This is a genomic window from Ruegeria sp. AU67 (assembly GCF_900312795.1).
GTDB classification, from domain to species: Bacteria; Pseudomonadota; Alphaproteobacteria; order Rhodobacterales; family Rhodobacteraceae; genus Ruegeria; species Ruegeria atlantica.
Window position 1 is genome coordinate 172,001 of record NZ_OMPH01000040.1, and the last position, 13,877, is coordinate 185,877.

Sequence of the window (13,877 nt, forward strand, 5' to 3'; positions counted from 1 at the left end):
GAGGAACAATCCGATGTCTTACCACGCCCGCAACCCGGCCATGGATGGCCCATCAAACGACTATCACCTGTTGCCGGTCACAGACCGGCAAATGCGATACGCTCACGCAATTGCCCAGCAGTCGGCCTTGGAAATCCCGGTCGAGGCACAACGGGATCGCAAGTCGATGTCTGCCTGGATTTCGGCGCACAAGCCAGCCGATCCATCGCCGTTTGCGGACTATCCATCCGGCAAGCAGGTTGCCTTTGCTGAACGCATTTCCCGTAGCAGGCGCAGACCTATCCCATCCGAGTGTTTCCGCGACAAACAGATGATGTCCCGCTGGATTGATCAGAACAAATAGTGACCGTCTAATGTTTATGGTGGCGGGTGTAGAGCGCAACCGTAGCAGCAACAAACATACCCAAGAGGATGTAGCCGGTAACAGCCTCAGCGACGGCCAGCCCGCGACATAAACCTGTTGGGATCATGTCGCCATATCCCACAGTGGTGAAGGTGACGTATGAAAAATACAGGAAATCGGCTGGAGCATCTGCACCGACCACGCAATTGTCGGCGTAGCCGAAAGCGCCATATGCCGCCGCGAACAAGAACGGCACGACCTGAATGAAGGACACACCCATCAGAAACAAGCGTCGATGCGGCAGTTTCACCTGTGTCATGTAGTACCAGGATTGCGATGCGACCCAAACCACCAGGCAGACCGACACAATAGTACCAATGGTTTCGCCTGCGGCCGCCTCACTCAGGCGCGACAGACCATACCATGCGAAAAAACTGGCAATAACCAGTCCAACCGCTGCGATAAGCGTCGATTTCCACTCTTCCAGTGTTGTAGGTTCGCGGTGCATAAAACTTCCGATGGCCTAGGTTTTTCCGCGATCATCAGGGTTCCGGCCTGTACCCGCAACCTTAATCATTCACCCATCATTCAATGCCTAGGTGTTCCTGCCCGCGCTGACGTGACAGCAGGATCTGTTTCTGGCGTTCGCGGAACCGCATTTTGTCCGCGTCTGATGTCTCGTTGATGCACCGATGGCAGGACACGCCGTGCTCGTATTCCGCGCGCTTCATATCCTCTGGCAGAATCGGGCTGCGGCAGCCGTGGCACAGGTTGTGCGGCCCTTCAACCAGCCCATGCCCAACCGAGACGCGATTGTCGAAGACAAAGCACTCACCCTGCCAGCTGCTGTCCTCGGCGGGCATCTCTTCGAGATACCGCAGGATGCCGCCTTTCAGGTGATACACATCCACGACCCCTTGCCCCAAAAGGTAGTTGGTCGATTTCTCACAACGGATACCGCCGGTGCAGAACATGGCGACCCGCTTGTTGTGAAAGCGGTCTTTGTTTTCTTCCCACCAGGCCGGGAAATCACGGAAACTGGCTGTTTCAGGGTCTACTGCGCCCTCAAACGTACCAATCGCCACTTCGTAGTCGTTGCGTGTGTCGATCACGACCACATCGTCAGACCGGATCAGATCATTCCAGTCTTCGGGTTCGACATAGTTGCCAACGCGGGCGCGCGGATCGACGTCCGGCTGACCCATGGTCACGATCTCTTTCTTCAGACGCACCTTCATTTTGCCAAAGGGCGGATGATCCGATGTGGCCTCTTTCCACTCAAGATCCGCACATCCGGGCAGAGCCTTAATGTGGGCCAGCACCGCATCGATCCCACTACGCGGGCCGGCGATGGTTCCGTTGATCCCCTCGGCAGCCAACAACAAGGTGCCCTTGACTGATTGCGCGCGGCATAGGTCCAGCAGCGGGTCGCGCAGGGACACGTGATCCGAAAAACGGGTGAAGTGATAGAGAGCAGCGATCGTATACATGCGCGCGGTCTAAACCTGCTGGACAAGAGTCGCAAGAGACCGGATTGACGCCCCCTTCCCTGCCCCCTACCGATAGAACAATGCGAGGAGATACCCGATGGCCCATGCCCTGATTGTAATCGACGTTCAGAACGATTTCTGCCCCGGTGGTGCGCTGGCGGTGCCCGGAGGCCACGAGATCGTGGACCCAATCAACGCGATGATGGCAGAGTTCGACGCCGTGATCCTGACGCAGGATTGGCACCCGGCGGGACATTCGTCCTTTGCCAGTGAACATGACGGCAAATTCCCTTTGGACTGGACCGACATGCACTATGGGCCGCAGGTCTTGTGGCCGGATCACTGTGTGCAGGGCACCGATGGTGCGGAATTCCACCCGGACCTGAATACCCATGCCGACCTTGTCATTCGCAAAGGTTTTCGGCGCGGCATCGATAGCTATTCTGCGTTTTTCGAAAACGACCAAAAGACACCAACCGGGTTGGAAGGTTACTTGAAATCACGTGGCATCACCAAACTGACTATGGTTGGGCTGGCGACAGATTTCTGCGTCCATTTTTCGGCCGTTGATGCAGCCCGGTTGGGCTTTGACGTTACCGTGCGCATGGATGCCTGCCGGGCGATCGACCTCGATGGGTCGCTGGCGGCCGCAGAAACGGCGATGCGAGCGGCTGGTGTGACGCTCGCCTAAGGTGTTGCCCCTGCAGCAGCGAGGTATCTGAGGATAGCAAACAAAATCACCGCCAGTCCCAGAGCAAAGCCAATCCGTCCGAGGATCGAGCGCCGCTCCGGTGTCGCAGGTGATTTATAGCGTGGATTCGGCGTCCAATCGGCAACTTGTCGGCGTTGATCGACGTGTGGCTTCGCAGTTTTTACGTCCTCCAGAAACTGATGAAAGTCGAACTCGCCACAATATTCGCCGCTGATCCCAGCTGCCCGAATATTAGTGAACAACGCGCGCAAAATCCGTTCGCGTTCGGCCACATCTCCGCCGGCGAAGAACCCGTGCGTCATGTCGCTGTTGGTTGAATCCAGATCGAACCCAGCATTTTGGAAAATCTTGCGAATCTTCGGTGACGTCGCCCGAAGCGCGTCAGCCGTTTTCACATGACGGAATCGGGCACGCGCAACGGACATGTCCAATCGCTCTGAACCGGCGTCATCTTCCAATTCTTCGTTAACAACGATGTCAAAATCGTACTCGAGAACCATTCACCAAATTAACCTCGTTCAACCATCCCTCTCTTTTCACTAAACTGTGAAAAGATCACACAATATGCTCGCAATGTGACCTGACCTTGTCATTGTCATCATTCTAGCGACTCTTGCCATTCCATGCACCGATTGATCTAACAACGGAAATCGCAGGAGTTCCCCATGGTCGATATTGCGACACGCGTGTACAATCATAAATGGAAGATTGACCCGATTGTACGGTCTTTGATCGACACGGATTTCTACAAACTGCTGATGTGCCAGTCAGTGTTTCGAAATAAGCCCCAAACGGATGTGGCTTTTTCCCTGATCAACCGGTCGAATCACATCCCTTTGGCCAAACTTATCGATGAAGGCGAGCTGCGCGAGCAATTGGATCATATCCGATCGCTTGGCCTGAGTCGGGGAGAAAGCACGTGGCTGCGGGGCAATACGTTCTATGGCAAGCGCCAGATGTTCCGTTCGGATTTCATGGAATGGTTCGAAAACATGCGCCTGCCGCCCTATCACCTGGAACGGAAGGGCGATCAGTACGAGCTGACCTTTGAAGGCAAATGGCACGAGGTCATGCTGTGGGAAATCCCAGCGCTTGCGGTTCTGATGGAACTGCGCTCACGCGCAGTGCTGAACAACATGCGGCGGTTTGAGCTGCAGGTGCTATATGCCCAGGCCATGACCCGCGTTTGGAAGAAGATCGAAAAGCTGCGGGATATTGACGGGCTTGGAATCGCTGACTTCGGAACCCGGCGTCGACACAGCTTTCTTTGGCAAGACTGGTGCGTGCAGGCCATGATCGAAGGTCTGGGACCGTCGTTCACTGGCACATCGAACTGCCTGATCGCCATGCGGCGCGAAGTTGAGGCCATCGGCACCAACGCGCACGAACTGCCGATGGTCTACAGTGCCCTTGCCAAAGACGATTCCGAACTGGCGCAAGCGCCTTATGACGTACTGAGCGACTGGCACGACGAACATGACGGCAATCTGCGCATCATTCTGCCGGACACCTATGGCACGCAGGGTTTTCTGGATCGCGCACCCGATTGGCTGGCCGGATGGACCGGCATTCGCATTGACAGCGGTGATCCCGCAACAGGCGCAGAAACCGCGATCAAGTGGTGGCAATCCCGTGGGGAAGACCCCCTGGAAAAGCGTGTGATTTTCTCGGATGGTCTGGATGTCGACAAAATTCGGGAACTGCACACTCAGTTTTCCGACAGGACCAAAATCTCGTTTGGTTGGGGCACATTGCTGACCAACGACTTCCGCGGCCTCGTTCCAAACGACGCGTTGGCGCCGTTCTCGCTGGTCTGCAAGGCTGTGTCCGCCAATGGCCAGCCGACCGTGAAACTGTCGGACAACCCGGAAAAGGCGATGGGACCGAAGGATCAGATCGAACGCTACAAACGAGTGTTCGGTGTAGGGGCGCAAGAGGCGATCGAGGTGATTGTTTAGGCTCTAACCATGGTACGCCGCGACCGTTTTCAATTGTGAAAAGCCATATAGGGCCTCGAACCCTTTCTCGCGGCCGTGTCCGGATTTTCCGACACCACCAAAGGGCAACTCTACGCCGCCACCCGCGCCGTAGTTGTTGATGAACACCTGGCCCGAGCGCAATTGCTTTGCCAGCCGCATCTGCCGTGCGCCGTCGCGGGTCCAGATGCTGGCGACCAACCCGTAATCGGTGCCGTTTGCAATCTTCACCGCGTCTTCTTCGGAATCTAATGGGATCAGCACCTGCACGGGACCGAAGATCTCATCCTTGGCCAGACTGTGATCCGGCGGAACGTCCGCAAAAAGGGTCGGCACAACATAGGCCCCCTCGGACGGTGCACCGTCTACGATCTGTCCTTGCCCTGCGACGGTCAGGTCTGCGCCCCTGGCCAGAAAGTCCGAAACGATGTCCTTTTGACGGGCCGATATCAGCGGGCCGACGCGCAGATCGTCCCGCGCAGGGCCAACGGTCAAATCTGCATAGGCCGCTGCCATACGATGCTTGACCTGATCATAAACCCCGCGCTGCACCAAAATGCGTGACGAGGCCGAGCAGGTTTGTCCGGCATTCTGAATGCCCGCATTCACCAGAAAGGGCAGGGCCGCGTCCAGATCGGCATCGTCAAACACCAGTTGAGGTGACTTCCCCCCAAGCTCCAGCGTCACGGGCACCACATTTTGCCCCGCTGCCTGCTGCACCAGCGCCCCAGTAGCGACTGACCCGGTAAACGAGACATGGTGCACGCCTGAATGGCCCGACAGGGCAGCCCCCGCTTCGGCCCCCAACCCGGGTACGACGTTCAGGGCACCGGCAGTTAAACCGGCCTCTTGCGCCAGATGGGCAAAGGCCAGCGCGGTCAGGCAAGCTTCTTCCGCAGGTTTCAGAACGCAGGCATTTCCCATCGCCAGCGCAGCCCCAACCGACCGCCCGATGATCTGCATCGGATAGTTCCACGGCACGATATGCCCCGTCACGCCGTGCGGTTCCCGTAAAGTATAGACGGTGTAGCCATCCAGATACGGAATGGTCTCGCCCATGACCTTGTCCGCGGCCCCACCATAGAATTCGCAATACCGTGCCAACGCAACCGCATCTGCGCGTGCCTGCGTCAGGGGCTTGCCGACATCCATGGCCTCTAGCGTGGCCAGGTCCTCGACACGCTCCAAAACCATCCTTCCCATACGCGTAAGGATACGGCCCCGCTCCAGCGCAGTCTTTCGTCCCCAATCCCCGTCAATCGCAGTCTGAGCCGCCTTGACCGCAGCATCAACATCATGCGCGCCACCCCTTGCGATCTGGCAGATCTCTGAGCCGTCAGAAGGATTGATCAAAGGCCATGTTTGTTCGGAGATTGGCGGTACCCAATTGCCGCCGATCAGACACAGGCTCGGATCAAACCAAAGGGGGCTGGGCATGAGATACTCCTATATTCGGCTCTAATATGTGGTTCACGCCACATCCCGACCAATGCCTGGCAGCACTGGCGCGGCATTAATCAGGTCTTTTGTGTATTGGTGTTGTGGGTCAGAGAAGACACTTTCGGTATCGCCTTCTTCGACGATCTTTCCGGCCCGCATCACCATAACGCGGTCAGTGATGGTGCGCACGACGCTCAGATCATGGCTGATGAATAGATAAGTCAGATCATAGGCCTCACATAGTTCGGCCAACAGGTCGAGAATCTGCGCCCGGACCGACACATCAAGGGCCGAAACAGCCTCATCAAACAAGATCAGTTCGGGCCGGATGATCAAGGCACGGGCGATGGCGATGCGCTGTCTCTGACCGCCCGAGAATTCATGAATATACTTACCAGCGTCATCCGGGCTGAGACCCACCGCTGTCAACATTTCAGCGATCCGGTCCTGCCTCTCGGACCCCATTACAGGAGCATCGAGCAGATGGAACGGTTCAGTGATCAGCCGGGCCACGCGGTGACGTGGATTGAAGCTACCATAGGGGTCCTGAAAGACCACCTGCATCTTGCGCCGCACGGCGAGGTTGGGTTTGTGACCCGAAAAGACAGGCTGGCCATCCAGACGAATGTCACCACCCTGAACTTCTTCCAGACCCAAAATGGCTTTTGTTAGGGTCGATTTTCCACAACCCGACTCCCCAACTAGACCCAGACGTTCTCCGCTATTGAGCGTAAAGCTGACTTGGTCCACTGCCCTGTGGTGCCCCGGTGTATCAAACAGCCCCTTGCGAGGCAGACGATAGTCGCGAATGACTTTTTCTACCTCGAGCAAGGGACGGGAATGCGCAGGTTCGGGCAGGGATACCTGATGCCCCGAAGCCTTGAACAGCATACGGGTATATGGATGTTGCATGTGGTGTAGCAGGTAGTCAGTGGCCCCGGATTCGACGACTTCGCCATGGCGCATGACAACAATTTGGTCGGCCATATCCGCAACCACGGCAAGATCATGGGTGATCATCAACAGCCCCATGTCGTATTCCGACACCAGCCCTTTTAGAAGCTCAAGGATTTGCGCCTGCGTTGTCACATCTAGCGCTGTGGTCGGCTCATCCGCAATCAACAGTTTAGGGCGCAGCGCAATCGCCATCGCAATCACGACACGCTGACGCTGCCCCCCGGACAGTTCGTGCGGAAAGCGGGACAGCGGGAAGCGATCCGGCGGCAGGCCAACACGGGTCAGAACTTCCTCCGCCCGGTCTCGCGCCTGTCTGGGCGGCATGGCCTTGTGGATCAGGATGGTCTCCATCACCTGATCGCCGATGGTTTTGACCGGGTTCAGTGCGGTCATTGGTTCTTGGAACACCATACCGATCGCAGCACCGCGCAAGGCACACATATCGTTTTCGTTGCAGTCCAGCAGATCTGAGCCGTTCAGCCGGATGGAGCCTGCTGTCTTGGCCCCGTCCGGCAAAAGCTGCATCACCGCAAGCGCGGTCATCGATTTGCCCGATCCGCTTTCCCCGGTCACGGCCACGATCTGACCAGGCGCAATGGACAGATTGACCTGTTTCAGGATGTTCGTGCCGTGAATGGACAGCGTCAGGTTTTCGATCTCAAGCAAACTCATGCGCGCGCCACCCTGATCCGGGGGTCCAGCCAATCGCGCAACCCATCTCCCAGCAGGTTCAACCCAAGCACCGTGACAATGATCGCCAGACCCGGAATTAGAGCCAAATGCGGGGCAAAACTGACCATTGTCTGCGCATCAGCCAGCATCCGGCCCCAACTTGGCGTGGGCGGTTGCGCGCCCAGGCCGACATAAGACAGGCCAGCCTCAGCCAGAATGCCCAGAGAGAACTGGATGGTGCCCTGAACGATCAGAAGGTTGGCGACGTTAGGCAGGATATGTTCCGCGGAAACGCGGGCAGCGCCCTTGCCCGAAACGCGCGCGGCCAGGATGAACTCCCGCTCCCATAAAGATAGCGCTGCGCCGCGAGTGATGCGTGCAAAAACCGGGATATTGAAAATGCCGATGGCGATGATCGCATTTATCGCGCCAGCACCGAAAACGGCAGTGATCAGTATGGCAATGACCAGCGAAGGGAAGGCAAAGACCAGATCATTTCCGCGCATGATCAGCTCGTCCAGCCACGACCCTTTGCGCGCCGCCGCTGTCAGGCCCAAAGGCACGCCCAGCGCCATGCCAATCCCCACCGCCACCAAAGCCACGGCAATCGAGGTACGGGCACCGACCATGATCATCGAGAACATGTCGCGTCCGAAATGATCCGTGCCAAACCAATGCTGCGCGTTGGGAGGCTGCAGTTTGTCGGGGATGTTCAGCGCAGTGTAGTCATAGGGCGTCCAGACAAATGAAACCGCCGCCGCCAACAGCACCAGCGAGGACAGACAAGCCCCAAGTATCAGGCTCCGGCTCATGTCAGGCTCCTTAACCTTGGATCAACGGCTGCATAGGCCAGATCGACCAGAAAGTTCACGGTGATGACAGCAAAGACCAGCAGCATTACCACGGATTCCACCACAATCAGATCGCGGGCCGAGATTGCCTGAAACACCAATCGCCCAAGACCGGGCAGATAAAAGACCTGTTCGATAATAATAGATCCCGCCAGTAGGAAGGAAAACTGCAACCCGATGATGGTCAGAACAGGGATCAGCGCGTTGCGCACCCCGTGCCGCCACAGGGCCTGTCGCCGCGACAACCCCTTGGCACGTGCGGTGCGCATGAAGTCTTCGCCCAATATGTCCAACAAAGACGATCGCATGACCCGCGCCAGAATGGCCGCCTGCGGCAGGGCCAGCGCGATGGCCGGCAGTGTCAGGGAATGCATTCCGGTCCAGAACCCCATAGCCCAGCCTGCGAACCCTCCGGCATTGAACCAGCGCAGGTTGATGGCGAAGACCAGAACCAGCATCATGGCGAACCAGAAATTCGGTACTGCAATGCCAAGTTGCGTTGCCCCCATCACCGTCAGATCGCCCGGTTTGCCCCGGCGCGCGGCGGCGTAGATGCCAATCGGAAACGCAATCGCGGTGGACAGGGTCAGCGCATACAGCGCCAGTGGCAGCGAAACCCACAGCCGATCCGCGATCATCTGCGATACTGGCGTGCGATAGGTGTAAGAGGTTCCGAAATCCCCCACCATCATCCCGCCAACCCAATTGAAATACCGCTGCACCTTGGAGACATCCAAACCCAACTCGGCCCGCAGGGCTGCCAGCGTATCCTCTTGCGCATTGACGCCCAGCATGAATGATGCCGGATCGCCGGGTGCCACCTCAATCACGGCAAATATGACCACCGAGGCGACGGCGAGGCTGATTACCAGCGATATCAGTCGTTTGAGGGCATAGCGAAGCATCGAGGCCACGTTAGGGGTGTGCGCCCTGCGGGTCCAGCACCTATGGAACCAGAAGATAGGCAAAAACCGCATAGCCAACGATTGCGGCGTAACCCAGCGGGTAAATCCACTTGATGGCGTAGTTATCCAGCTTGCGCGCCCCGGATTCGCGACCCGAGACTTTGAGCCTGCGCAAGGCGACATTGAACACAATCAATGCGCCGGTCATCAGGAACATGCATTGCAGAACGAAATCCAGAAATGTCAGGTATCCAAGCTTTGGCAGATCAGCAGAAATCGCCCAGTTGAAAGCCACAAATACCAGCAAGTTTCCGCCGGCAATTTCGATCCGTCTGCGGTATTCATCCAGAAAGAACAGTGCCCAGCCAACCGAGATCAGCACCAGCATTGGCAGAAACACCCGAATGACATAGTAGGTCAGATGCCGGTGGCCTTCGAAGATCAGCGCAACCTGATCGCTGTCCTGACCGGAAAGGCCCGTGACCTGAGAGGTTTCAAGCCGTGCATTGTCCAGAATCCACTCTTCTTCGCCCAGCAGGTCACCAAGGCCCGAGAACTCGTTCATCGGATGATAGGACACATATTGGGATGGAAAGATCGAAACGACCTCGAAATGAAACTCCTGTGTGTCGAAAGGGTATTTCCGAAAATCGAAATGTGGGGCCTGTAATGTCAGCGAGGATTTCTCGACATACAACACCCGCCCGTCATATCGCAGAGAGGCGGCGGCTTCGTGAATCCACTTGTTGGATTGTTGGTTGTGAATGACGAATGCTGGTACCACCGTCCCGATCTCAGCGGCATGATCGGCCAGCGCCGGGGGGTTGAAAACCCGGAAATCGCGCCCCAGCTCTTGCCGGTCAAAAGCCAACGCAGGGTCGGTCCACTCAACACGCAGCACAACCACGGCACCGTAGTTTTCGGCCTTCTGGTCAACGCTGGTGATCTGATCTATTCGAATACCGATACCAACATCCAGCGGGTTCTCTGGCGTCCCGATGGGCGTGTCCAACCGACTGTCCAGAATGTTCTGCGCCACAACCGGTTCCACAGACGTTGCCGCCAGGGCAACGGTCACAAAAACCAGAAACAGGACACGAAACAAAATCATCCTTGGCTCACTCGACAACATTAAATGCAAGGGCCGTAAACCAGCGGCCCCTGCCTTGAGTCACTCGGACCAGCTGATCTGCGTCAGATCGATTGCGGCCGTAGGCGCGTTTTCCCACAGGCCCTGAACTCCAGCCTTGGCCACGCCCAGCTTGGCCAGTTGAAACAGGTACCCGTTGACGTAGTCGTCTGCGATCAGGCGCTGTGCCTCACCCAGCAGACGGGTGCGTTCTTCTGGGTCTGTCGTCGAATTCAACGTGTCCATCAGCGCCTGGAAATCCGTACTGTCATACTGGAAGTAATAGTCAGGACGCGCATAGATCCCGATATCCATAGGCTCGGTATGACTGACGATGGTCAGGCCGAAATCCTTGCCTTTGAACACCGATTCCAGCCACTGAGCCCATTCAACGTTGATGATATTGGCCGTGATCCCGACCTCGGCCAGTTGGGCGGCCACAATCTCACCCCCGCGGCGGGCATAGGATGGGGGTGGCAAATGCAGCGTCGTTTCAAACCCTTCCGCATATCCAGCATCGGCCAACATCTTGGCGGCCTTCTTGGGGTCGTAGGCCGAGTCCCCGGTCAGATCGACATAGGCCGGATTGTGCGGCGCGAAATGGGTGCCGATGGGCGTGCCGTAGCCAAACATCGCTCCATCGATGATCGCCTGACGGTCAATCGCATGGGCCAATGCCTGACGCACTTGGATATCATCGAAGGGTGGCATCTTGTTGTTGGTGGACAGAATGGTTTCCCCTTCAGTCGAGCCGACGAGCACCTGAAAGCGCGGATCAGCCTCAAATTGCGGCAGGTTCTCTGGCGCGGGGAAATTGTCGAACACGTCGATATCTTCGGCCATCATGGCCGCAAAAGCCGCCGTCGGGTCCGAGATGAATTTGAACGTAGCAGTCTCTAACGCAGGCTGATCGCCCCAATAATCCGGGTTGCGGTTCAGGGTGATACTGTCGCCCTGCACCCATTCACCAAAGGTAAATGCGCCGGTTCCGACGGGGTTGGTCTTGATGCCCTCGATACTATCGGGCGCGACAATAACCGCATCACCCCAGGCCAGGTTGAACAGGAAGTTCCCGTTTGGCTCAGACAGGGTCACCTTGACGGTCAGCGGGTCGACCACCTCGATGTTTTCAATCCCGGCAAACAGGGCCTTTTGCGCATTTGCGCTATCCTCGGATCGGGCGCGGTCCAGGCTGAACTTGACGTCCTCGGCATCCATCGTGGTGCCGTCGTGGAAGGTAACCCCATCGTGCAGTTTGAAGGTATAGACCTTTCCATCTTCCGAGATTTCCCAACTTTCAGCCAGACCAGGAACCACCGATCCGTCACCCATAAACCGGGTCAGGCCTTCGAAGATATTGGTGTAAACCACCGAATCGATGGCCTGCGCTGCGGCACTGGTCGGGTCCAGATGCGGCGGCTCTAGTTGCAACGCTATGGTAATGTCGGATTTAGCGAATACCTGTGTACCAAACAGGCTGGCGCTAACCGCCAGCACCGAAGCAAAGGACCGAAATGTCTGCTTTGTCATGTAAATTACTCCCCACTGAAAATGGAAACCTGCGTTTTTTTGAGCCGTACTGCACCCAACTTCCCTTTAAACCTTAGGTCATTCAAGGAAATGTTCGCGCAACCGGGGTTTCTATAGCCCGCTCCCATCTGTTATGCCGCGCTGCAACATGACAACCGGAGGAGCGACAATGAGCGCCACCGCCCGTAAAAAAGCCCCGAATGCACAGGATATCCGCGCCCGCAAAGGCGGCGAGCCGCTGGTCAGCCTGACAGCCTACACCACGCCGATGGCGCGGTTGATGGATGATCATTGTGATTTCGTTTTGGTGGGCGACAGCGTCGGCATGGTGTTGCACGGGCTGGAATCGACACTGGGTGTGACGATGGAGATGATGGTGATGCATGGTCAGGCCGTCGCGCGCGGTCTGGAAAGTGCGATGATGGTCATCGACATGCCTTTTGCCAGTTACGAGCACTCACCTGCCGAGGCATTCCGCAACGCCGCCCGGCTGATGTCCGAAACCAGCGCGGGCGCAGTTAAGTTGGAAGGCGGCGTCGAGATGGCCGAGACCATCCGCTTTCTGGTCAAGCGCGGGATTCCGGTGATGGCGCATATCGGCCTGACCCCGCAGTCGATCAACACACTTGGCGGCTACAAGGTTCAAGGTCGGGACGAACAGGCCGAGGCTGTACTGGAAGATGCCCGCGCTGTGGCCGAGGCGGGCGCGTTCTCGGTCGTTCTTGAAAAAGTGCCGCAGAAACTGGCCGACCAGATCACCGGTGAAATCGAGATTCCGACAATCGGAATCGGAGCCTCGGCGGGGTGCGACGGTCAGATTCTGGTTGTCGACGACATGGTTGGCTTTTTCACCGCCTTCAAACCGAAATTCGTCAAACGCTATGCTGAGCTTGGCCCATTGGCCGAAGCCGCCATTGCCGAATATGCTGCCGAGGTGCGCGCACGAACCTTTCCAGCGGACGAACACGTCTTTTCCGATCAGGCCCCGACCAAAGGACCAAAGACATGACCGCCCCAATTTTTCGCCGTCTGGCCGACCTGCGTGCCTTGACCTCGGAATGGACGCGGAAGGGTGAAGAGATCGGCGTGGTTCCGACCATGGGCGCGCTGCATCAGGGGCATCTGTCGCTGGTCGAGGCCGCAAAGGCAGGTTGTGACCGGGTGATCGTCACGATCTTTGTGAACCCCAAACAGTTCAACAACCCCGAGGATCTGGCAAAGTACCCGCGCACCGAGAACGAGGATGCGCAGAAACTGGCCCCCTACGGCGTTGATGCGATCTATGTTCCGGAGCCTGAGGAAATTTACCCGCAGGGGTTTGCCACCACCGTATCCGTCGCGGGCCTGACCGATGTGATGGAAGGTGAATTCCGTCCCGGACATTTCGACGGCGTTGCCACAGTTGTGGCCAAACTGTTCCTGCAAACGCAGGCGGATAGAGCCTATTTTGGGGAAAAAGACTATCAACAGCTGATGATCGTGACCCGAATGGCGCGTGATCTCGACATTCCGACCGAGGTTGTTGGATGCCCCACAGTGCGCGAGCCCTCGGGTCTGGCCATGTCATCGCGCAATCTGCGACTGTCGTCCGAAGGGCTGGATATTGCCGCCCACAAAAACCGGATCATGCGGGAATTGGCGGCCGCCCTGAAAGACGGCGCGCCGTTTGATCCTTTGTCTGCACAGGCCGAGATCGATTTGCTGGCCGCGGGCTTCACGCAGGTGGAATATATACAACTGCGGTGTGCCGAAACTCTGGACCCAATAACCCACGCAAACCGCCCTGCCCGCCTGTTCGCAGCAGCTTGGGCTGATGGTGTGCGGCTGATCGACAATATTCCTGTCTGAACACACTGGCACGTTCGTCATTGT

14 protein-coding genes are annotated in these 13,877 nt (G+C 57.3%); 5 read left to right on the forward strand and 9 right to left on the reverse strand.

Translation table 11 applies throughout. The features are described 5' to 3' along the window. Window positions 1-13: 13 nt before the first annotated feature. On the forward strand, window positions 14-343 hold the full coding sequence (locus tag DK510_RS20295; RefSeq protein ID WP_109313648.1) for a hypothetical protein: 330 nt from the start codon (window positions 14-16) through the stop codon (window positions 341-343). A gap of 7 nt (window positions 344-350) precedes the next feature. Here DK510_RS20295 and DK510_RS20300 read toward each other — a convergent pair whose 3' ends face one another. Both DK510_RS20300 and DK510_RS20305 read right to left on the reverse strand, forming a co-directional pair. Next, window positions 351-851 carry a potassium channel family protein gene (locus tag DK510_RS20300; protein ID WP_058275022.1) on the reverse strand — a complete coding sequence of 167 codons (501 nt, stop codon included), beginning with the start codon at window positions 849-851 and terminating at the stop codon, window positions 351-353. A 76-nt stretch (window positions 852-927) separates the two neighbouring features. Continuing rightward, on the reverse strand, window positions 928-1,833 hold the full coding sequence (locus DK510_RS20305; protein WP_109313649.1) for a rhodanese-related sulfurtransferase: 906 nt from the start codon (window positions 1,831-1,833) through the stop codon (window positions 928-930). Between the two features lie 97 nt (window positions 1,834-1,930). On the opposite strand from DK510_RS20305, the gene pncA reads away from it, so the two are divergent. Beyond that, window positions 1,931-2,524, forward strand: coding sequence for a bifunctional nicotinamidase/pyrazinamidase (pncA, locus tag DK510_RS20310; RefSeq protein WP_109313650.1), 594 nt, complete (start codon window positions 1,931-1,933; stop codon window positions 2,522-2,524). On the opposite strand, the gene DK510_RS20315 is transcribed toward pncA, so the two are convergent. Next, on the reverse strand, window positions 2,521-3,045 hold the full coding sequence (locus DK510_RS20315) for a hypothetical protein (RefSeq protein WP_109313651.1): 525 nt from the start codon (window positions 3,043-3,045) through the stop codon (window positions 2,521-2,523). The two genes, pncA and DK510_RS20315, sit on opposite strands and share 4 nt — an antisense overlap. 165 nt (window positions 3,046-3,210) lie before the next feature. On the opposite strand from DK510_RS20315, the gene pncB reads away from it, so the two are divergent. Then, the gene (gene pncB, locus DK510_RS20320; RefSeq protein WP_109313652.1) at window positions 3,211-4,503 is read left to right on the forward strand and encodes a nicotinate phosphoribosyltransferase; all 1,293 of its coding nucleotides are present in this window, start codon (window positions 3,211-3,213) and stop codon (window positions 4,501-4,503) included. 3 nt (window positions 4,504-4,506) lie between these two features. On the opposite strand, the gene DK510_RS20325 is transcribed toward pncB, so the two are convergent. From DK510_RS20325 to DK510_RS20350, 6 genes are read right to left on the reverse strand one after another with little or no spacing between them, the layout of a single operon-like run. After that, window positions 4,507-5,958: an aldehyde dehydrogenase family protein gene (locus tag DK510_RS20325; RefSeq protein WP_109313653.1), complete on the reverse strand. Its 1,452-nt coding sequence runs from the start codon at window positions 5,956-5,958 to the stop codon at window positions 4,507-4,509. Window positions 5,959-5,991: 33 nt separating this feature from the next. Next, window positions 5,992-7,590: an ABC transporter ATP-binding protein gene (locus tag DK510_RS20330; protein ID WP_109313654.1), complete on the reverse strand. Its 1,599-nt coding sequence runs from the start codon at window positions 7,588-7,590 to the stop codon at window positions 5,992-5,994. Continuing rightward, window positions 7,587-8,402 (reverse strand): ABC transporter permease, encoded by an 816-nt coding sequence (locus DK510_RS20335; protein WP_109313655.1) that lies wholly within the window; start codon window positions 8,400-8,402, stop codon window positions 7,587-7,589. The genes DK510_RS20330 and DK510_RS20335 overlap by 4 nt, the downstream gene beginning before the upstream one ends. Further along, window positions 8,399-9,346 carry an ABC transporter permease gene (locus tag DK510_RS20340; protein ID WP_109313656.1) on the reverse strand — a complete coding sequence of 316 codons (948 nt, stop codon included), beginning with the start codon at window positions 9,344-9,346 and terminating at the stop codon, window positions 8,399-8,401. Before DK510_RS20340 ends, DK510_RS20335 begins: the two co-directional genes overlap by 4 nt. A 40-nt stretch (window positions 9,347-9,386) precedes the next feature. Continuing rightward, a complete protein-coding gene (locus DK510_RS20345; RefSeq protein WP_109313657.1) occupies window positions 9,387-10,457 on the reverse strand; it encodes a hypothetical protein in 1,071 nt (356 codons plus the stop codon). A gap of 60 nt (window positions 10,458-10,517) precedes the next feature. Then, window positions 10,518-12,005, reverse strand: coding sequence for an ABC transporter substrate-binding protein (locus DK510_RS20350; protein WP_109313658.1), 1,488 nt, complete (start codon window positions 12,003-12,005; stop codon window positions 10,518-10,520). A 169-nt stretch (window positions 12,006-12,174) separates the two neighbouring features. Here DK510_RS20350 and panB point away from each other — a divergent pair, with 169 nt between their 5' ends. Continuing rightward, complete coding sequence (gene panB, locus DK510_RS20355; RefSeq protein WP_109313659.1) at window positions 12,175-13,014, forward strand: 3-methyl-2-oxobutanoate hydroxymethyltransferase; 840 nt, start codon at window positions 12,175-12,177, stop codon at window positions 13,012-13,014. Then, window positions 13,011-13,853 carry a pantoate--beta-alanine ligase gene (gene panC / locus DK510_RS20360; protein ID WP_109313660.1) on the forward strand — a complete coding sequence of 281 codons (843 nt, stop codon included), beginning with the start codon at window positions 13,011-13,013 and terminating at the stop codon, window positions 13,851-13,853. The genes panB and panC overlap by 4 nt, the downstream gene beginning before the upstream one ends. Window positions 13,854-13,877: the final 24 nt, after the last annotated feature.